We start from the raw sequence: 17,995 nt of genomic DNA, 5'->3' as shown, positions 1-17,995 counted from the left end.
ATTCCTCGGTCCGGGACACATGGGTCCTGAGGAGGGCATCGAGGACCCGCGCCTGCAGGAGTTGGTAGACGGCATCGTCCGGCTGGCCGCCGGAGAGCTGGACGCGCGTATCGAGCCGTCGGAACGAAGGGATGCCATTGACGCTGTCATCACCGGCGTCAACCTTCTGGCCGAAGAGCTCGGGTATATCCACTCGGACCTGGAGGAACGCGTGGCGGCCCGAACGGCCATGTTGCGTAGAACGCAGGTGGAGCTGGAACAAATGGCCAAGACCGACGCCCTGACCGGTTTGGCTAACAGGACCCTTCTCAACGAGCGCATCAACGAGGCAATCCGGACCGGCCCAGGCGCCCAGGATGCCCCTGCCGTGCTTATCTTGGATCTGGATTCCTTCAAAGCTGTCAACGACACCTTGGGCCATAGCGCCGGAGATGCCGTACTGGTCGAAGTGTCACGCCGCCTTCGCGCCGTTGTGCGGGCCGCGGATACTGTAGCCCGCCTCGGCGGCGATGAATTCGCGGTCCTCATCGCCGGAGCCAGCGCCGAAGAAGTCATGATCATCGCGCACCGGGCGTGGGAAGCCCTGCAGGAAAGTGTGGACATTGGAATAGAAACGGTGTGGACCACGGCCAGCATCGGCGTCTGCATCCGCAGCGCCGGATACTCGGCAGAGGAACTGGTGCGTGGCGCCGACATTGCGATGTACCAAGCCAAAGCGCACGGCAGGAACAAGGTCCAGCTCTTCCACCCGGATATGCTCAATGCCGTCCAGGAGAGGTCGCGGATCACCGCCGAGCTACGTACGGCAGCTGCCAGCGGCCAGCTTGCGTTGCTCTACCAGCCGGTAGTCGAACTAGCGACCGGCAGAGTCGCCGGCGTCGAGGCCCTCGTCCGGTGGCATCACCCCGTACACGGCACCATCATGCCCGACAGCTTCATTGGCATCGCCGAAGAAACCGGCCTGATCCTGGAACTCGGCCGGTGGGTGCTGCACGAAGGCATCTCCCAGCTGGGCCGCTGGAAACGAGCCGCCCCAGAGCTCACCGGGTTTTGCCTGCACATCAACCTCTCGGCCGCGGAACTTCTTCGAAGCGATCTCCTCGAAGACGTCAGCCGGACCCTGGCGAAGAATGACATCGAACCTGGCCGCTTGGTCCTGGAGATTACCGAGAGCGTCCTTATGTCCCGAGGGACGGGCGAAGAACAGGTCCTGGAAAAACTCCGCGCCTTGGGCGTCGGGCTGCAGATCGACGACTTCGGCACCGGTTATTCTTCCATCAGCTACCTGCGGGTCCTTCCCGCCGACACAGTGAAGGTTGACCACTCCCTCATCAAGAACCTCGAATCCGACCTCCGGCAACAGAGATTCGTCGCTGCAATCCTGCAATTGATATCAGCAGCGGAGTTGGAGGCGATCGTCGAGGGCATCGAGACCGCCGAACAGGCAGCCCGATTGCAAGCAATGGGCTGCCTCTACGGGCAGGGCTATTACTTCGGACGCCCCGCCCCCGCCGCGGCGGTACTCGAACGGATCAGCGGCTCCGAGCCCCAACGGTAAGGTGTGTCCATGTCGAAGTTTTGGGACCGGATGCTGCTTGTCCCGACAGTGGTGCGCCTGGTGTCCGGCGCGCCGAAGGATCCGCATGCCGCCTGGGAAAAATACTGGACCGGGATACGTGCCACGGGTCACGACGGAGATGTGCTCTGGGACTCCGGCTCTCCGGCAGAGCGCAAACAGTACACAGAGATAGTTCTCGCGCACTTTGATTCGGACCTGCCCGTCGTCGACGTCGGATGCGGCAACGGGACATACAGCCGATGGCTTGGTTCCCTTTTCCCCAAGGTTCTTGGCGTTGACGTCTCCGCGAGCGCCGTTGCGAGAGCCACCTGGGAAAGCAGGGACAGCCAAAACTTGGGATTCGCCGTCCTGGACGCCACAGAGGTGGGCGCCGGAGACCGCCTCCTGGAGTGCCTGGGGCCCGCGAACGTCTTCGTCCGCGGCGTGTTTCACGTGCTGAAACCCGACAAGCAAGCGGCGCTGGCAGACAACCTGAGAACCATCGTAGGAGGAGCCGGACGCGTGTTTCTCGCCGAAACAAATTTTCCCGGAAACAGCCTCGACTACCTGGCCGAACTCGGCGCAACAAGCGCACATGTACCCGCTCCGTTGCAGCGGGCCTTGGAAAACCTACCCCGTCCGGGGCGTTTCGGCGCCGCGCAGCGACGCGACGCCTTCCCTGAAACAAAGTGGCGCACCATCGCGGACGGACCGGCCAGCATCGGTGTCATCGCCATGAACTCCGCCGGCCGGCCGCAACGGGTCCCGGGCTACTTTGCCCTCATGGCCAGCGCGCCACCCCCGACGGCCGAACACCACCGGACGCAGAACGACATGACGCCTCAGTGATCACGGCTGGGCGCTCCGACCGGTCCCGGCCGGGAGCTCGGCCCTACCGTGCTCGCAGGGCGACGGCGGCGTTGCGTCCCCGAAGTCCTAGGAGAGCACGTCCTTTGTAGCGAACCGTGCGTAGGCGAGGGCGCCGAAGAAGGCCAGGTAGCCGCCCTGAAGCAGCGCGTTGGCGGCGAACGACTCCCAGGCGACGGGCTGGCGCAACAGGTCGGCGAAGTCGAGCCACCGGTGGGTGAAAAGCCACGGGTGCAGCCACTCCAGCTGCGGCAGCGCATCGGCAACCTGGGCGACGACGGCCAGCACCACCGTGGCCGCCATCGCACCGACGGGCACGTCCGTCAGGGTCGACATGAACAGGCCAATGGCCGACAGCCCCACGAGTGAAACCGCCAGATAGGCGGCGATCAGCAGCAGCCGCCCGAATGCCTCGGCGGCGCCGATCGAAGCGCCGGAGAGCAGGGTCACAGGCCCCACCGGGAACAGCGCCGCCCCGATGCCCGCCCCGACCAGGGCCACCGTGAACGGGGCTGCGACGGCGAACGCTGCGGCCCCGGCGTACTTGACCAACAGCAACCGCCCCCGCCCGGCCGGGGCGGCGAGGAGATAGCGCAGGGTCCCCAGCCCGGCCTCGCCGGCCAGGGTGTCGCCCGCGACCACCCCGATCGTGAGCGGCAGGAACAAGGGGACGGCGACCAGCATGGCCGTCACGCCGACGAACAAGCCGTTTTGGCTGATCCGGTCCAGGAACGCGGGCCCGCGGCCTGCCGGTACCGCCGAGGAGAGCCGCACAGCCACGGCGATCAGCACCGGGATGGCGGCCAGGGCGAGCAACATGGCCCAGGTCCGGCGGCGGCGGAACAGCACCCCGAGTTCGGAGCCAAGCAGCCGCACGCCCGGGGCCTTGGCCACCCTCGGCTCCCTGGCCAGCCGCGGGGCAGCCCGGGCCGCCGGAGCAGCCGCCACGACAGGCTCCCCCGCACCGGGGTCGCCTGGACGCAGGGCGGGCGGGTCATTGCGCAACGTCGAAGCCCTCCCCGGTCAATTCCACGAAGCGGTCCTCGAGGCTGCCCTGTTCGACGGCGAAACCGCGGACCCTCACGCCGGCCGCCACGAGCCCCGCCACGAGCTCCTCCGGCGAAGGAAATCCGTCGGCGGAGCCGGCAGGCAGCGGGGCATAAAGCACCTGCCCCGCGCCTGTCTCGCCGGTGAACGCACCGGGGGTCGTGCTGCCCTCGCCCCCGGACTGCGGCTTCCCGCCGTCGACGGCCAGCCCCCAGCCGGCCATCACCCGGGCGGCGGCTCCGGGGTCCGGGGTCAGCAGCCGGACCCTGGACTGCCCGGCCTGCCGCAGTTCCGGCAGGGGGCCCTGGGCCACCAGGCGGCCGGCGCTCATGATGGCGGCGTGCGTGCAGATCTGTTCCACCTCGGCCAGCAGGTGGCTGGAGACGAACACGGTGGCGCCGTCCGCGGCGAGGGACCGTACGAGGTGCCGGACCTCACGGGTTCCCTGCGGGTCCAGGCCGTTGGTCGGCTCATCCAGCACCAGGAGCTCCCGGGGCGTCAGCAGCGCGTTGGCGATCCCCAGCCGCTGCTTCATGCCCAGCGAGTAGGCCCGGACCTTCTTGTCCGCGGCGTGCGCCAGGCCCACGCGCTCCAACGCCGTGCGCACCCTTGCGCGCCGGGTCCCGGCGGGCGCTTCCGGATCCGCGGCGTCGAAGCGGAGCAGGTTCGCGGCGCCGGAGAGGAAGGGGTAGAACGCCGGCCCTTCCACCAGGGCGCCCACCCGCGGCAGTACCGTGCGCAGCTGCCGGGGCATCTCCTCGCCCAGGACGCGCACCGAACCGCTCGACGCCGCCGCGAGGCCCAGCATGATCCGGATCGTGGTGGTCTTGCCCGAGCCGTTGGGGCCTAGGAAACCAAAGACCGAGCCCTTGGGCACCGCGAGGTCGACGCCGTCGACCGCCAATTGCCGGCCGAAGCGCTTGCTCAGGCCCCGGGTCTCGATGCTCAGTTCGGCGGAAGGCGCGACGGCGGTCACCGGGCGGCAGCTGCGGCCTGAAGCCGCTCAAGCGGGACGGATCCGGCGAGGATGCGGCCATCGTCCAGGATCAGCACGTTCACCAGGGCGCTGGAGAGGAGCCTGCCGCCGGCCACGGGCACCGCCGCCTGGGCCAGCAGCGACGCCGCGCTCCCGGGTTTGCCCTGCTGCTGCGGTGTGCCTTGCTCCAACGCTGCCTTGGGCAGGGTGCCGGCGGGCAGTTCGACGACGGATTCCCAGCCGTTCCCGCTCATATTGGCCTTGTCCTTCGGAGCGGCGGCGGGCGCCTTGGTGGCAGGACCGCGCCGTTCCCTGGCGCCGGTCGCCTTGTGGTCCGGAACCGGGAGCTCCTTGACGGTGGCGCCGGGCGGGGGGCTGAACTGGAAGATGGCGGCGTCCGGGGCCTCCAGCGAAAGTTTGGTGAACGCGACGCTGAACGCCGGTTCGGTCTGGCCCCGAGCCGTCAGCTCGACGCCGAGCGGCATGCCGCTCTGGCCGTCGACCGAAATCGCCACGGAGGCCAGCAGCGTGGTCGAGGACCGGGGCGTGAGCACCAGCTGGTACGCGGCGCGCCCGGCGACCTCCACATCCGGGCCGACGGCCACGTCACTGCTGCGGTCGAGCGTGGCGAGGAGCTTCCCGGCCAGCACGTCCGGGGCGGGCACGGACTCCTGCCCGGACGGGTGGCGGCCTGCGGACCGGGCCGGGAGCACCGCGTGCGCTGCGGTGTTGTCCTTGGAGTTGTAGAACCAGAGCTCGTTGCCGTGCCGGATGACGTCGCGCTCGGCGAGCCGGTCCATCACTTGGATGCGGGCGTTCTCCGTCCCGTCGCGGTAAACCCTGGCCGTGTGCGGTCCCGTCAGCAGTTCCAGCCAGGCGGTGTCGCTTGACGCGGTTCCCGGGCCGGTCTGCGGCAGTTCCGGCAGGCCCAGCTCGGAGGTCTGTTCCAGGGTCCCGGAAAAGGACGTCTGGCGGTGCTGGGCTACCAGCTCCAGCACCTGCTGGGGTGATTTGGCCGGCAGCGGATCCCCCGCACTGGCCGGAAGGGATCCCGCCAGCACACCGGCGGCGATCACTGCAGGAACGGTTGCGGCAGGCAACCAGCGCAACCAGGTACGGGTCATTGTGACCGCGCTCCAACATGGCTCATCTTTCAAGGTTACGCCCGGAATCGGCAAGGATCACCGGGCGCGGCAGATTCTTCCCTGCCGCCGTCGACTGTAATGCCCTGCCCGGTGGCGTCCAGCGAGTCGAGGGCGCCACGAGGATCTCACCGGAGGCAGGGGGATGAGTTCTTGGCCACCCCCGAAGAGCTACTCGCCACTCACCGGCAATCCGAGCGCGCGGTATGGGCTCGCTGCGGTGTCGTGCTGCGCGGGTAGAACCCCTTCAACGGTGATCCCCGTTAAGGCTCAGGTCAATCGAAGGACCGGGCCTTGCGAGGCGGCCGCAGCAACCACAATACCGGCGAGAATAACTAGATCCATGCGGACTCCCTTCTCAGGATCGGGTCCGGCCCCTGAGCCCCCAAGCATGGCTGCTCAACTCTCCCTCGGAAACGGCATAGGGGAGGTTCACGCCCACACCCGGGAGAACCCCTAGGCAGTCCGGCACGGGAGGGTCCACAATGGGCGGATCGTCCCACCAAGGGAGGTCGACATGGATCGGACGCGAGTTTCCTGCTTCCTGGGCATGCTCTTGATGCTCACAGCGTGCAGCACGACCGAGAGTCCCTCGACCAAAACTGCCGAATCATCATCAGCGGCAGCCACAGCAGGGACACCCGCCGCCACAACGTCACCCGTGGCGCCGCCCGCATCACCATCGGCGACCGACGCAACTGTCATGGGCACCCTGGCCATCACAGTCGACCCTTGGGGACACGACGTAGTCGAAACCCCCGTCCCGACTGTGTCTGTCTCGCCAACTGGGGACAGCTTTTGTGACCTTTCACGTGTCACTAACAGGTCCGATGCCTACATGTGTGTTTATGAGACGGGCAAAGGTCAGAACCCAGCCGACTTTTGCTTCCGAAAGCCGTCCGCCATGGATGTATACGCCTGCCTCGGGCCGGATCTGCACTGGCAGGTCCTGCGTGGGATCCGGTACCAGGGTATCGAGTCATCCAGAAGGCCGGGAGCTGCTGGTAACTATGTCTACCTCAAGTTAACGGACGGCGCGCTGTGCCGGATCGGAAGAGATAGCAAACCTGATATTCCACACATCGGCGACTACGTCTTTCAGGGTTTCTGCGACGACAACACCTTCTACTACACCCGCTTTGTTGGAGCCGAGCCACCGACTGATGCTGCGAGTCCGTATGGTGAAGGTACCGACCCTGAGGGACGTTGGTTGATCAAAACATCGGACGGCTCTGGTCAGCTCGTAACCAGAGCCGTCGCGGCCGCCTACCGATAGATCAGCCTGCAATGGGGCCCTTTCCGGCCGTTTGGACAAGTGTGTGGTCCCGGGGTGGGCTAGGAGTCGCCGAGCATGGGGCCGAAGCTGGCCCGGTCGGCCAGCCGCGGGTCGTCACGGTCGGGGACCACCATTACGGGGCCTTTGGCGTGGTGCAGGATCCCGTCGGACGTGGATCCCAGCAGCATCCCGGCGAAGCCGCCCCGGCCGCGGGTGCCCACCACCACGAGTTCCACGTGCCGGCTGGCGTCGACGAGGATGTCGATCGGGGAGCCGTCCACAAGCTGGGTCTCGACGTCGAGCCGGGGGAAGTGGCTCTTAACCCACGCCACGCCGGCATCGAGCTGGACCCGGATATCCGCGAAGAGGGCTTCGCGGTCCATCGGGGCGGGGACCCAGGCGAGGGAGCCGCTGTATTGCGGGACCGCGCAGACCAGGCGCAGCGGCGCGGAGAGCCGTTCTGCCTGGGCAGCCGCCTCGAGGACCGCCACCCGGGCCTGCTCGGAGCCGTCGACGCCGACCACCACGACGTTTTCGACCGGCTGGTGCCCGGATTTTTCCCGTTCGGCCCGGACTCGTTTGTCCTGCGTGATTTCGCCCAGCCGGTCGCCGCAGATGAGCGGCACCGTGACGGTGGGGCATTGGGCGTGCGCGGGCAGCGCGCTGCTGACCGATCCGAGGAGCCGGCCCACGAAGCCGCCCCGGCCGCGCGTGCCGAAGACCAGCAGTTCGGCGGTTTCCGACATGTCCAGCAGGACCCCGGAGGCGTCTCCGTTCTCCACCGAGGCGTCGACGTCGATGTTGTAGCCGGCCACCTTGTCCATTGCCTGCTTCAGGATGGCCTCGGCGCCCTCCCGGATCACCGAATCGTCCACCGTCGCGTAGCCCCCGTCCAGCCCGGAGGCTGCGAAAACGGGCACCGAGTATGCGGTCACGATGTGCAGCGGACGACCCCGGCGTGCCGCTTCGCGGGCCGCCCAGACCAGGGCGCAGTGGCTGTGCTCCGAGCCGTCCACGCCGACGACGATCCCCCGAGGAGCGGACCGCTCGGCGTCGGCGTCCCCCGCCGGATCCGGGTGCACCTGTTCTCGGGCCATGGGGTCCGCCTCCTCGCGTTACGTGGCTGTGTTGCGGCTATTCTGCCAGAGAAGTGCCAGGGCGCGGCGTCCACCGGGGGCGCGGGCAGGATGTACCAGCTGTTTACGTACCGCCGGGCAGGATCGGAAACCCGCTCAGTGGCGGCTGTCCGGGCCGCCGAAGCCCGCGTAAGAGGCCGGAAAACCGCGGAAAAGGAAAGTCGGATAGGCCCTGTTCACAGCCCGCAATCTTGGGTATCCTCTGAGGCATTGCTGAACCGAGACTCGTCTTTCAGATCGCAGGCTCCCACGCGGGGCGCGTCGGGACGGACCGCCGGAACAGCGCTCCGGGCCCGGGCCCGGAATCCGCATCATTCGAGGAGGGACCCGCAGTGTCGAGCATGCCTGTGTATGGCGGTATCGAACGGACCAGCACTGTGGTCATCGGCACGGGCCTGTCCGGACTGGCGGTCGCCAGCGAGCTGCAGCGCCGGGGGGTCGGAGCCATCGTGGTTGACGGCCTGGATCTGCTGGGAGCCGGGAACCCGGCCAATACCTCCTCGCTGCAACGATGCGACGCGGCGGACGCCGCCACCCTCAGGGAGCGCAATGAAATCCTGCGCCACCTGCGGAACTACGCCGCCAGCCACAGCCTCGACGTCCGCAACAACGTCCGGGCCCTGCAACTGGACCACCTGGACGCGGACCGCCCGGAGGTCGACGGCCTCGACTTCCAGGGAGCGGGACACCCGGCGCAGCAGTGGGCCGTCAGCACGCCCAATGGCGTCCTGTACGCCGACCACCTGGTGCTGACCCGCTGCGCGCACAGCCAACTGCGCCGCATGCTGGCCGAATTAGGGGTGTCCGCGGGCCAGAACCTCATGGCTGCCATGCACGCCCTTGGCATGTACCTTGTCGGCGTCGGCGAACTGATCACCCCCACGCCGAAGGAAGTCCTGCGCCAGGCCAAACTGGTAGGGCAGGCGATTTCCGCCAAAGTCCATCCGGAGGGCATGCCCTCGCTGCTGCCCGCGGGGCTGGCGCTGCCGGCCTAGGAGCCGGCCTCGGCCACGCTAGTGTCGGGGTTCCTTGGCCGGTTCGTCCGGGTCCACGTCCGTGCCGCCTCCGGCTGGGGCGCCGCCGTCGTCGCCCTCTTTAAGTCGCCGCTTCGCCATCAGGCCCAGGGCAACCAGGATGCCCACGGCCACTGCCACGAAAATCACGATGCTCCACGGGAAGGGCTGGGAGGCGTCCGGCGCGGGGGGCGAGGGCGCGATCGTGGTTCCGGGCTGGGCGGTGCCCAGCGTCGGTACCGAACCCGGCGCCGGGGCAGACGCCGGGGCAGTGCCGCCCGCCGTCGAACCACCGGCTGCTGCCGCGGCGGTGAAGCTGAAGGTGCCTTCGATCGGGTGCCCGTCCGCGCTGGCCACCCGCCACTGCACGGTGTAGGGCCCGGCAGGTGCGCCCGTTTTGAGCTTCTGCGCGGCCACGTTGTCCACGATCTCCACAGCACCGTCGGCCCAGTTGGTGCCGGCGGCGTCGCTGACCTTGATCTGGGTGCCGATCGCCAGCGGGTGGTTGTTCAGGGTGACCGAGACCCTTGCCGGCGGGGTGGGCACCGTCGCGCCGGCGGCCGGGCTGGTCGATTCTACGACGTCATGGGCCAACGCCGGAGCGGCGCCCAGGAGTGCAGCGCCGAACAGGACCGCGACCAGCGTGATCAGGCCGAGCAGGGCGCCCGGAAGTTGTCGAAAAAAACGCATGGCTGGACTGCTCCTTGTGTTGGCTTCCTTACAGACTAGGCGAATTTGGCAGGTGGGCGCCGTCACGCCTAATAGGATTTAGCTAACACCCCCTTTCCCTCCCGGAGGACCAATGCTTAAGCAGGGCTCTGCACTCGACCGGTATTTCAAGATTTCCGAGCGGGGGTCAAACTTCTCGCGCGAGATCCGTGGCGGGTTCGCCACATTCTTCGCCATGAGCTACATCGTGGTGCTGAACCCGCTGATCCTGTCCGGCCCGGATTCGTCCGGCGGGACGCTCGGCTTCCCGGCCGTCGCAGCCGTGACCGCCTTCGCGGCAGGCATCCTGACCATCCTGATGGGGGCCTGGGCCAAGCACCCCTTCGCGCTGGCCACCGGCCTGGGCGTCAACGCGTTCGTGGCCGTCACTGTCGCCACCAACCCGGGCCTGACCTGGCCGGACATGATGGGCCTGGTGGTCCTCTCCGGTGTCACCATGCTGATCCTGGTGCTGACCGGCTTCCGGACCGCGGTATTCAAGGCCGTCCCGGAAGGGCTCAAGACCGCGATCGTGGTCGGCATCGGCCTCTTCATCGCCCTGATCGGCCTGGTCAACGCCGGGTTCGTCCGCCGCATCCCTGATGTCGCCGGCACCACCGTGCCGGTCGGCCTCGGCTTCGACGGCAAGCTGCTGGGCTGGCCCACGCTGGTGTTTGTGGTCGGCCTGATCCTGACCATCGCCCTCGTGGTCCGCAAGGTCAAGGGCGCAATCCTGATCGGCATCATCACCTCCACCATCCTGTCCGTGATCCTGGAATTCACCTTGCACATCGGCCCCAGCTTCGACGGCAAGAACTTCAACCCGCAGGGCTGGTCCCTCGTGGCGCCCAAGTTCACCGAATGGGCCGCCCCGGACCTGTCCCTGATTGGCAAGGCCAACCCGTTCGGTGCGTTCGAGCACCTCGGCTTCGTCGCCGCGACCCTGCTGGCGTTCGTGATCCTGCTGAGCATCTTCTTCGACGCGATGGGCACCATGGTGGGCCTGGCCACCGAAGCCGGCACCATCGACAAGGACGGCAACATCCCCAACGTGGACCGGGTGCTGCAGATTGACGCCCTGGGCGCAATTGTGGGCGGCGGCGCGTCCGTCTCCTCCAACCAGATCTACGTTGAATCCGGCGCCGGCATCGGCGAAGGCGCCCGCACCGGCCTGGCCTCGATCGTCACCGGCTTGCTCTTCCTGGTCGCCATGTTCTTCACCCCGCTGATCAACCTGGTCCCGTTCGAAGCCGTGGCTCCGGCGCTCGTCGTCGTCGGCTTCATGATGGTCTCCCAGGTCGGCAAGATCGACTGGCAGGACTGGGGCATCGCGATCCCCGCGTTCCTGACCTTCACGCTGATGCCGTTCACCTACTCGATCGCCAACGGACTCGGCGCCGGATTCATCTCCTTCGTGCTGATCCGGCTGGTCCAGGGCCGCGCCCGCGAAGTGCACCCGCTGATGTGGGTCGTGGCCGCCGCGTTCCTTCTGTTCTTCGGGATCGGCCCGATCGAGGCCGCGCTCGGCATCCACTAAGGATCCCCGCCCGTCCCCTCGGCGGCGTTTAAGCGGGGTTTCCGGGATTTCGGACACTCCGACGGCGGCGCTGCTGGTTTTCCGGTCCCGGCTGCGGTGAGCTAGGGACATGCCTTCCGCCAAACCCGCCGTTGATGTCCCGCCGCAGTCCTGGACCGGACGGTTCGACGGCGACGGCCCCGACCACCGCCGCTGGTGGCAGGCCGTGACGCCCCGCGCTGCGCACCCGCGGCCGGCCGGCTCCCCCGCCGCGCGGCCCGCCGTCATCCTCGGCTTCGGCAGCGACGCCGGGGTGCGGCGCAACAAGGGCCGCGCAGGCGCCGCCGCCGCGCCGGCCGCCATCCGCGCCGCCCTCGGCCCGCTCGCCTTCCACCTGGACCGGGAGGTCCAGGACGCCGGCGACGTCACCGTGGCCGGGGACGCGCTGGAGGCCGGGCAGGCGCGTGCCGGACTCGCCATCACCGGGCTGCTCGACGCCGGAGCCCTGCCGGTGGTCCTGGGCGGCGGCCATGAAACCGCTTTCGCCAGCTACCTCGGCGTGGCCGGGGCCTCCGCGGTCCGCGAGGGCCTTCGTGTGGGCGTGCTGAACCTGGACGCCCACTTCGACCTCCGCGACGAGCCCGTGCCCAGTTCCGGCACCCCGTTCCTGCAGATGGCCCGGGCGGAAGCCGCCGCGGGCCGCGAACTGAAGTACGCCGTCGTCGGGATCTCCGAACCGAACAACACCCGCGCGCTGTTCCGGACCGCGGCGGAACTGGGCGTGGACTTCCTGCTGGACGAGGACTGCTCCGCGGCCGCCGCGCACGCGTTTGTGGCCGCGTTCCTGGCCCAGGTGGACGCGCTGTACCTGACCATTGACCTGGACGTGCTGCCGGCGTCGGTGGCACCCGGCGTTAGCGCCCCTGCTGCCTACGGTGTCCCGCTTCCGGTGATCACAGCGGTCTGCCGGCAAGTGGCCTCGAGCGGGAAACTGCTGCATCTTGATGTCGCAGAGCTGAACCCGGAGTTCGACGTCGACGGCCGCACCGCCAAGGTCGCCGCGCGGCTGATTAATACACTGTTGCGGTAGCCGGCCGGCGGCGTTAGCGCGGAGCGGGGTTCACGCCCGGCCGCTCAGATGGCTGTGTGCGGGGCCTGGCCCTCGTCGCCGTGCTCTTCCACCGCGCGGCGCTGGCGCAGCCGGTCCAGCCGGTTCATCACCGGCGCCGTCGTGGCGCCGTGCAGCACGATGGACATCGCCACGACCAGACCCACAAAGGCCCAGAGTTCTTCCGCCTGCGCGCCGAAGTTCCCATGACCCAGGGCGTAGGCGAGGTAGTAGAGCGAGCCGATACCACGAATGCCGAAGAAGGAGATGGCGATCCGTTCCCGCGGGCCGGTTTTGCCGCGGGCAAGCCCAAGCCAGCCCGCCAGCGGGCGCACCAGCAGCAGGAAGGCCAGCGCCACCAGCACCTCCGTCCAGCCGATCCCGGCGAGCAGGCCACGGGCGATCGCCCCGCCCAGCAGCACCAGGACGACCACCGTCATGAGCCGCTCCAGCTGCTCGACGTAGGAGTGCATCACCCGGTGGAAACCGTGCGTGCGTTCCGCGGCCCGGATGGTGACGGCGCAGACGAATACGGCGACGAAGCCATAGCCCTCGATCAGCTCGGTCACCCCGTAGGCCAGGAATGTCGCGGCCAGCGCCACGAACCCCTCGGAGTGGTTGGAGAGCCGGACGCTCTCATGCCGGGCCGTGAAGAAGAGCCGGCCCAGCAGCTTCCCCGTCCCGACGCCCAGCAGGATGCCGATGCCGATCCGCCAAAGCACGTCCACGGCCAGCCAGTGACCCAGCCACCCGGACGGGGAGGCCCCGACGAGGCTGATGACAATGGCGAGGTAAACAAACGGGAACGCCAGGCCGTCGTTCAGGCCGGCTTCGGAGGTCAGCCCGAAGCGGATCTCGTCCTCGCGTTCAGTTTCCTCTTCCTCGTCGGCCGGCTCCCCCACCTGCACCTCGGAGGCAAGGACCGGGTCGGTCGGTGCCAGCGCGGCCGCGACGAGCAGCGCGGCGCCCAGGCCGAGGCCCAGGCACCACAGCCCCAGCAGGGTCAGGCCGACGATGCACAGCGGCATGGCCAGGCCCAGCATCCGCCAGGTCGTCGACCAGCGCCGGAGCCCCAGCGGGCGGTCCAGCGCCAACCCGGCGCCCATCAGCGAGATAATGACGCAGACCTCGGTCAGGTGGGTGACGAACTCCCCGTGCTGCAGCGGATCGGGGTCCGGCAGCGCCGGCATCAACGTGAACGCCAGCATGCCGGCGCCCAGGAACACCATCGGCATCGAGAGGGGCGCGTTGCGCAGCAGCTTGGGCAGCACCGCCGCTATGAAGACCGCGATTCCAGCCGCGACGAAGACAATACTGGGTCCCTCAAACATGTGCACGCCCTCCTGCCGCAACCGGGGAGAACGCCCGGAATGGGTCGGGGCGCCGTTCCCAAAAGAACGGCGCCCCTCGCCTAAAAGATATACCGCCACCTGCACACTACCGGCTCCGGGCCTGGACGCCACGCCGGAGAGACTAGAATAGTGGGCGGCCAACCAACCGGCCAGATTCTAGGAAAGACCAGTTAATGAACACACACACCATGCGGACCCAGGCCTCTGACGCTACGTCCATCAAGCTCTCGTTCGCCAGCGCCCACGAGGTCCACCACGGCCTCGAAAACGCCGTCAACACCCTGATCGCCTCGGCCGTGCAGGACCGCCGCTGCGGGATCCGGGTAACCCGCCACGAGCCGGGCGCGTACACCGTGGCGCTCGATGACACCGTGCCGTTCGGCGAGACCCACGAGGACGTCGCCGCCTAGCCTGCGCGGCCGGGACAGGCCAAGGGCCGGTGAGGGAAGCCCCTTACCGGCCCTTCTTTCTTGCCCCGGGCGGCACGGGGCGCTTAGCGCCGGCGCACCTGCACGCCGTCGGACTTCAGGAACAGCTGCGCCTCCGACGGCGCTTCCGGCACCAGCCAAAGCACGTTGCCGCTGGAGGAAACCTCCTCGACTTCGCCCGCCGCCAGCAGCTGCGCGTGCTTCAGGATTTCCACCCGGTCCCCCGCCTTGAGGCTGCTCCAGTCGGAGACCGTGGCTGCGAACGCCGTGCGCCTGGACATAACCGTCCCGCGTGCTTTCATGAACTTCTACCCCTTTGTAGGTTCCTGCCACAACATCTTTGGTGTGGGCTTGCTCATATTTTTACTACACTTCCCGGGGCCCCGGCCGCCGTGTTGCCGAACATTTCGGGGGCCCCAGGAAATTTCTCCGTGCCGCGTATTTTGTTTGCCGTCAGGCCAGATTTCCGACCGCGGATTCGGCGGCGGCCCGCACCTTCCCGGAGGCAACCAGTTGGTCGGCGGCCTCCAGTTCGGGCGAGAGGAACCGGTCGGTGCCGGGGCCATCGACGACGTCGCGCAGCACCGCGATGACCGCGGTCCCGGCCGGTCCCGGCGTCAGCTCGCCGCCGGAGAGCTGCGTACGGATGTCCAGGGCCCGGGCCGAGGTCACCAGCTCGATCGCGAGGACGCGGCGGAGGTTCTCCACCGCACGGCGCAGCTTGCGGGCCGCGTGCCAGCCCATCGACACGTGGTCCTCCTGCATGGCCGAGCTCGGGATCGAGTCCACCGACGCCGGGACGGCCAGCCGCTTGTTGTCCGATACCAGCCCGGCCTGGGTGTACTGCGCGATCATCAGGCCGGAGTCGACGCCGGGGTCCGCGGCAAGGAAGGCGGGAAGCCCGTGCGAGCGGGCCGGGTCCAGCATCCGGTCGGTGCGGCGCTCGGCAATGGAGCTCAGGTCCGCGACGGCAATGGCCAGGAAGTCCAGCACGTAGGCCACCGGGGCGCCGTGGAAGTTGCCGTTGGAGCTGACCCGCCCGTCCGGCAGGACCACCGGGTTGTCGATCGCGGCAGCCAGTTCGCGGGAAGCGACGAGCGCGGCGTGGTCCACGGTGTCACGGACGGCGCCGGCCACCTGCGGCGCGCAGCGCAGCGAGTAGGCGTCCTGGACCTTGGTGTCGTTGATCCGGTGCGAGGCCACGATCGGTGAATTGGACAGCACCCGCAGCATGTTGTCCGCGGAGGCGGCCTGTCCCGGATGCGGCCGCAGCGCGGCGTGCAGTTCGGGCAGGAACACCTGGTCGGTGCCGAGCAGCGCCTCGACGCTGAGCGCGGCGGTGATGTCCGCCGTCGTGAGCAACTGGCGCAAGTCCGCGATGGCCATCAGCAGCATGCCAAGCATGCCCTCGGTGCCGTTGACAAGGGCCAGGCCTTCCTTTTCGGCCAGGGTCACGGGTTTAATGCCGTGCGCGGCGAGGAGGTCCGCGACCGGACGGCCGTCCTTGGAGCCGTAGAGCTCCCCGTCCGGGCCCACCGCCTCGCCTTCGCCCATCAGGACCAGGGCGCAGTGCGAGAGCGGCGCGAGATCGCCCGAGCAGCCCAGCGAGCCGAATTCGCGCACCACCGGGGTGATGCCGGCGTTGAGGACATCCACCATCGTCTGCAGCACCACGGGGCGGACGCCGGTCCGGCCGGAAGCGAGGGTCTTGGCGCGCAGGAACATGATGCCCCGGACCACCTCGCGTTCCACGGCCGGGCCCATGCCCGCGGCATGGCTTCGGATCAGCGACTTCTGCAACTGGGTGCGCAGCTCGTTCGGGATGTGCCGGTTGGCCAAGGCGCCGAAGCCGGTGGAGATGCCGTAGGCCGGGGTCTCGCTGTGCGCGAGGTCGTCGATGTGCGCGCGCACCTTGGCGACGGCGTCGAGGGCGTCTTGGGAGATGGCTACCTTGGCGTCGTGGCGGGCGACGGCGACGACGTCCTCGGCGGTGACTCCGCTGGCGCCGAGGGTGACGGTGAGCGGTTCGTGCGTGGTGAGAGTCATGGGATGTTCCTGTTGATTTCTCATCGGTTGCTCCGCAAGAGCCCTTTTGGTGTCTCAAAACGGCAGTCGCGGAGCAATCGATGTGGGGTTGGGACCGGCGCTAGCGAGTTTCGTTCATGGGGATGCGGACGCCACGTTCCTTGGCGACCTCGACGGCGCGCTCGTAGCCGGCGTCGGCGTGGCGGATGACGCCCATGCCGGGGTCGTTGGTGAGCAGGCGTTCAAGCTTCTGCGCGGCGAGGTCGGTGCCGTCGGCGACAGAGACCTGGCCGGCGTGGATGGAACGGCCGATCCCGACGCCGCCGCCGTGGTGGATGGAGACCCAGGTGGCACCGGAGGCGGTGTTGAGCAGGGCGTTGAGCAGCGGCCAGTCGGCGATCGCGTCGGAGCCGTCGGCCATCGCCTCGGTCTCGCGGTACGGGGACGCGACGGAGCCGGAGTCGAGGTGGTCGCGGCCGATCACGATGGGCGCCTTGACCTTGCCCTCCTTGACCAGCTGGTTGAACAGCAGGCCGGCCTTGGCGCGGTCGCCGTAGCCGAGCCAGCAGATGCGGGCCGGCAGGCCTTCAAACTCGACGCGTTCCTGCGCCGCGTCGATCCAGCGGTGCAGGTGCTTGTTCTCCGGGAAGAGCTCCTTAATGGCCCGGTCCGTCACGGCGATGTCCTCGGGGTCGCCGGAGAGCGCCACCCAGCGGAACGGCCCCAGGCCCTCGCAGAACAGCGGGCGGATGTAGGCCGGGACGAAGCCGGGGAACTCGAAGGCGCGGATGTAGCCTCCCTTGCGGGCCTCGTCGCGGATGGAATTGCCATAGTCGAACACCTCGGCGCCGGCGTCCTGGAACTCGACCATGGCAGCCACGTGCCTGGCCATCGAGGCCTGGGCTTTTTTGGTGAAGCCTTCCGGGTCTGCGGCGGCCTCGCGGTGCCATTCCTCGACCGTGATGCCCTCGGGAAGGTAGCTCAGCGGATCGTGGGCCGAGGTCTGGTCAGTGACGATGTCCACGGTGAGCTCGCCGGCGTTGTGGCGGCGCAGGATCTCCGGGAAGACCTCGGCGGCGTTGCCGACGTAGCCCACGGACCAGCCGCGGCGCTCTTCCTTGGCCTTGAGCACCTTGGCGATGGCGGCGTCGAGGTCGGTCTCCACCTCGTCGAGGTAGCGCTTGCCGGCCCGGCGGCGCAGGTGGCTTTCGTCGACGTCGACGATCAGGCAGGCGCCCTCGTTGAGGGTGACGGCCAGCGGCTGGGCACCGCCCATGCCGCCGCAGCCGCCGGTGAGGGTCAAGGTGCCAGCGAGGGTGCCGTTCTCGTCGCCAGTGAGCTTGCGGGCGATCGCGGCGAAGGTTTCGAAAGTGCCCTGCAGGATCCCCTGGGTGCCGATGTAGATCCACGACCCGGCGGTCATCTGGCCGTACATCATCAGGCCCTCCGCCTCGAGCCGGCGGAATTCGGGCCAGTTTGCCCAGTCGCCGACGAGGTTGGAGTTGGCCAGCAGCACGCGCGGGGCCCATTCGTTGGTGCGGAAGACGCCGACCGGCTTGCCGGACTGGACCAGCAGGGTCTCATCCTTCTCCATGGTTTCCAGGGTGCGGGTGATGGCGTCGAACGCGGCCCAGGAGCGGACCGCGCGGCCGGTACCGCCGTAGACCACGAGGTCATCGGGGCGTTCGGCCACCTCCGGGTCCAGGTTGTTCATCAGCATGCGCAGCGGGGCTTCGGTCTGCCAGCTCTTGGCGGTGAGCTCGGTGCCGCGGGCTGCTTTGACCGGGCGGGCACCGGTGGTGAAATCGGCGGGTGCCATGGGGGCTCCTTCGTTGTCTCGGGT

At 68.4% G+C, this 17,995-nt stretch carries 16 protein-coding genes; 7 read left to right on the top strand and 9 right to left on the bottom strand.

Annotation, left to right across the window (positions count from 1 at the left end; translation table 11 throughout):
• The first annotated feature begins 19 nt into the window (after window positions 1-19).
• Together ACUYM2_RS01325 and ACUYM2_RS01320 are read left to right on the top strand one after the other, a co-directional pair.
• On the top strand, window positions 20-1,558 hold the full coding sequence (locus tag ACUYM2_RS01325; RefSeq protein WP_481598428.1) for a putative bifunctional diguanylate cyclase/phosphodiesterase: 1,539 nt from the start codon (window positions 20-22) through the stop codon (window positions 1,556-1,558).
• A 9-nt stretch (window positions 1,559-1,567) separates the two neighbouring features.
• Entirely contained in the window at window positions 1,568-2,407 is an 840-nt protein-coding gene (locus ACUYM2_RS01320) for a class I SAM-dependent methyltransferase (protein ID WP_481598427.1), read from the top strand.
• 87 nt (window positions 2,408-2,494) lie between these two features.
• On the opposite strand, the gene ACUYM2_RS01315 is transcribed toward ACUYM2_RS01320, so the two are convergent.
• The 3 genes from ACUYM2_RS01315 to ACUYM2_RS01305 form a co-directional block, all read right to left on the bottom strand.
• Window positions 2,495-3,337, bottom strand: coding sequence for an ABC transporter permease (locus ACUYM2_RS01315; protein ID WP_481601371.1), 843 nt, complete (start codon window positions 3,335-3,337; stop codon window positions 2,495-2,497).
• 82 nt (window positions 3,338-3,419) lie between these two features.
• Window positions 3,420-4,448 carry an ABC transporter ATP-binding protein gene (locus ACUYM2_RS01310; protein WP_481598426.1) on the bottom strand — a complete coding sequence of 343 codons (1,029 nt, stop codon included), beginning with the start codon at window positions 4,446-4,448 and terminating at the stop codon, window positions 3,420-3,422.
• A complete protein-coding gene (locus ACUYM2_RS01305) occupies window positions 4,445-5,572 on the bottom strand; it encodes a LolA family protein (RefSeq protein WP_481598425.1) in 1,128 nt (375 codons plus the stop codon). Before ACUYM2_RS01305 ends, ACUYM2_RS01310 begins: the two co-directional genes overlap by 4 nt.
• Before the next feature lie 922 nt (window positions 5,573-6,494).
• Here ACUYM2_RS01305 and ACUYM2_RS01300 point away from each other — a divergent pair.
• Window positions 6,495-6,866 carry a hypothetical protein gene (locus ACUYM2_RS01300; RefSeq protein ID WP_481598424.1) on the top strand — a complete coding sequence of 124 codons (372 nt, stop codon included), beginning with the start codon at window positions 6,495-6,497 and terminating at the stop codon, window positions 6,864-6,866.
• Between the two features lie 59 nt (window positions 6,867-6,925).
• Here ACUYM2_RS01300 and ACUYM2_RS01295 read toward each other — a convergent pair whose 3' ends face one another.
• Entirely contained in the window at window positions 6,926-7,963 is a 1,038-nt protein-coding gene (locus tag ACUYM2_RS01295; protein ID WP_481598423.1) for a universal stress protein, read from the bottom strand.
• A gap of 380 nt (window positions 7,964-8,343) precedes the next feature.
• Between ACUYM2_RS01295 and ACUYM2_RS01290 the strand changes: the two genes are divergently transcribed.
• A complete protein-coding gene (locus ACUYM2_RS01290; protein WP_481601370.1) occupies window positions 8,344-8,997 on the top strand; it encodes an FAD-binding protein in 654 nt (217 codons plus the stop codon).
• 18 nt (window positions 8,998-9,015) lie between these two features.
• Here ACUYM2_RS01290 and ACUYM2_RS01285 read toward each other — a convergent pair whose 3' ends face one another.
• The gene (locus tag ACUYM2_RS01285; RefSeq protein ID WP_481598422.1) at window positions 9,016-9,705 is read right to left on the bottom strand and encodes a copper resistance CopC family protein; all 690 of its coding nucleotides are present in this window, start codon (window positions 9,703-9,705) and stop codon (window positions 9,016-9,018) included.
• Window positions 9,706-9,817: 112 nt separating this feature from the next.
• Between ACUYM2_RS01285 and ACUYM2_RS01280 the strand changes: the two genes are divergently transcribed.
• Entirely contained in the window at window positions 9,818-11,260 is a 1,443-nt protein-coding gene (locus tag ACUYM2_RS01280; protein WP_481598421.1) for an NCS2 family permease, read from the top strand.
• A 109-nt stretch (window positions 11,261-11,369) separates the two neighbouring features.
• Window positions 11,370-12,329 (top strand): formimidoylglutamase, encoded by a 960-nt coding sequence (gene hutG, locus ACUYM2_RS01275; protein ID WP_481598420.1) that lies wholly within the window; start codon window positions 11,370-11,372, stop codon window positions 12,327-12,329.
• Window positions 12,330-12,373: 44 nt separating this feature from the next.
• On the opposite strand, the gene ACUYM2_RS01270 is transcribed toward hutG, so the two are convergent.
• A complete protein-coding gene (locus ACUYM2_RS01270) occupies window positions 12,374-13,678 on the bottom strand; it encodes a cation:proton antiporter (RefSeq protein ID WP_481598419.1) in 1,305 nt (434 codons plus the stop codon).
• A gap of 194 nt (window positions 13,679-13,872) precedes the next feature.
• On the opposite strand from ACUYM2_RS01270, the gene ACUYM2_RS01265 reads away from it, so the two are divergent.
• Entirely contained in the window at window positions 13,873-14,109 is a 237-nt protein-coding gene (locus tag ACUYM2_RS01265; protein ID WP_481598418.1) for a hypothetical protein, read from the top strand.
• Between the two features lie 83 nt (window positions 14,110-14,192).
• Here the strand turns inward: ACUYM2_RS01265 and ACUYM2_RS01260 are convergent, their stop codons facing one another.
• The 3 genes from ACUYM2_RS01260 to ACUYM2_RS01250 form a co-directional block, all read right to left on the bottom strand.
• Window positions 14,193-14,429 carry a hypothetical protein gene (locus ACUYM2_RS01260; RefSeq protein WP_481598417.1) on the bottom strand — a complete coding sequence of 79 codons (237 nt, stop codon included), beginning with the start codon at window positions 14,427-14,429 and terminating at the stop codon, window positions 14,193-14,195.
• Between the two features lie 151 nt (window positions 14,430-14,580).
• Window positions 14,581-16,173, bottom strand: coding sequence for a histidine ammonia-lyase (gene hutH / locus ACUYM2_RS01255; protein WP_481598416.1), 1,593 nt, complete (start codon window positions 16,171-16,173; stop codon window positions 14,581-14,583).
• Window positions 16,174-16,273: 100 nt separating this feature from the next.
• Window positions 16,274-17,971: a urocanate hydratase gene (locus ACUYM2_RS01250; RefSeq protein ID WP_481598415.1), complete on the bottom strand. Its 1,698-nt coding sequence runs from the start codon at window positions 17,969-17,971 to the stop codon at window positions 16,274-16,276.
• Between the last annotated feature and the right edge of the window lie 24 nt (window positions 17,972-17,995).

The sequence above is a fragment of the Arthrobacter sp. SD1074B genome (genome assembly GCF_056780195.1).
Note: the sequence above shows the minus strand (reverse complement) of the source record. Positions and strands in the feature narration are given on the sequence as shown.

Bases quoted from the DNA above. Each gene is read 5' to 3' on its own strand.
- ACUYM2_RS01325 (WP_481598428.1), top strand. From the start codon at position 20: ATGGGTCCTGAGGAGGGCATCGAGGACCCGCGCCTGCAGGAGTTGGTA.
- ACUYM2_RS01320 (WP_481598427.1), top strand. From the start codon at position 1,568: ATGTCGAAGTTTTGGGACCGGATGCTGCTTGTCCCGACAGTGGTGCGC.
- ACUYM2_RS01305 (WP_481598425.1), bottom strand. From the start codon at position 5,572: ATGACCCGTACCTGGTTGCGCTGGTTGCCTGCCGCAACCGTTCCTGCA.
- ACUYM2_RS01300 (WP_481598424.1), top strand. From the start codon at position 6,495: ATGGATGTATACGCCTGCCTCGGGCCGGATCTGCACTGGCAGGTCCTG.
- ACUYM2_RS01295 (WP_481598423.1), bottom strand. From the start codon at position 7,963: ATGGCCCGAGAACAGGTGCACCCGGATCCGGCGGGGGACGCCGACGCC.
- ACUYM2_RS01290 (WP_481601370.1), top strand. From the start codon at position 8,344: ATGCCTGTGTATGGCGGTATCGAACGGACCAGCACTGTGGTCATCGGC.
- ACUYM2_RS01285 (WP_481598422.1), bottom strand. From the start codon at position 9,705: ATGCGTTTTTTTCGACAACTTCCGGGCGCCCTGCTCGGCCTGATCACG.
- ACUYM2_RS01280 (WP_481598421.1), top strand. From the start codon at position 9,818: ATGCTTAAGCAGGGCTCTGCACTCGACCGGTATTTCAAGATTTCCGAG.
- hutG (WP_481598420.1), top strand. From the start codon at position 11,370: ATGCCTTCCGCCAAACCCGCCGTTGATGTCCCGCCGCAGTCCTGGACC.
- ACUYM2_RS01270 (WP_481598419.1), bottom strand. From the start codon at position 13,678: ATGTTTGAGGGACCCAGTATTGTCTTCGTCGCGGCTGGAATCGCGGTC.
- ACUYM2_RS01265 (WP_481598418.1), top strand. From the start codon at position 13,873: ATGAACACACACACCATGCGGACCCAGGCCTCTGACGCTACGTCCATC.
- ACUYM2_RS01260 (WP_481598417.1), bottom strand. From the start codon at position 14,429: ATGAAAGCACGCGGGACGGTTATGTCCAGGCGCACGGCGTTCGCAGCC.
- hutH (WP_481598416.1), bottom strand. From the start codon at position 16,173: ATGACTCTCACCACGCACGAACCGCTCACCGTCACCCTCGGCGCCAGC.
- ACUYM2_RS01250 (WP_481598415.1), bottom strand. From the start codon at position 17,971: ATGGCACCCGCCGATTTCACCACCGGTGCCCGCCCGGTCAAAGCAGCC.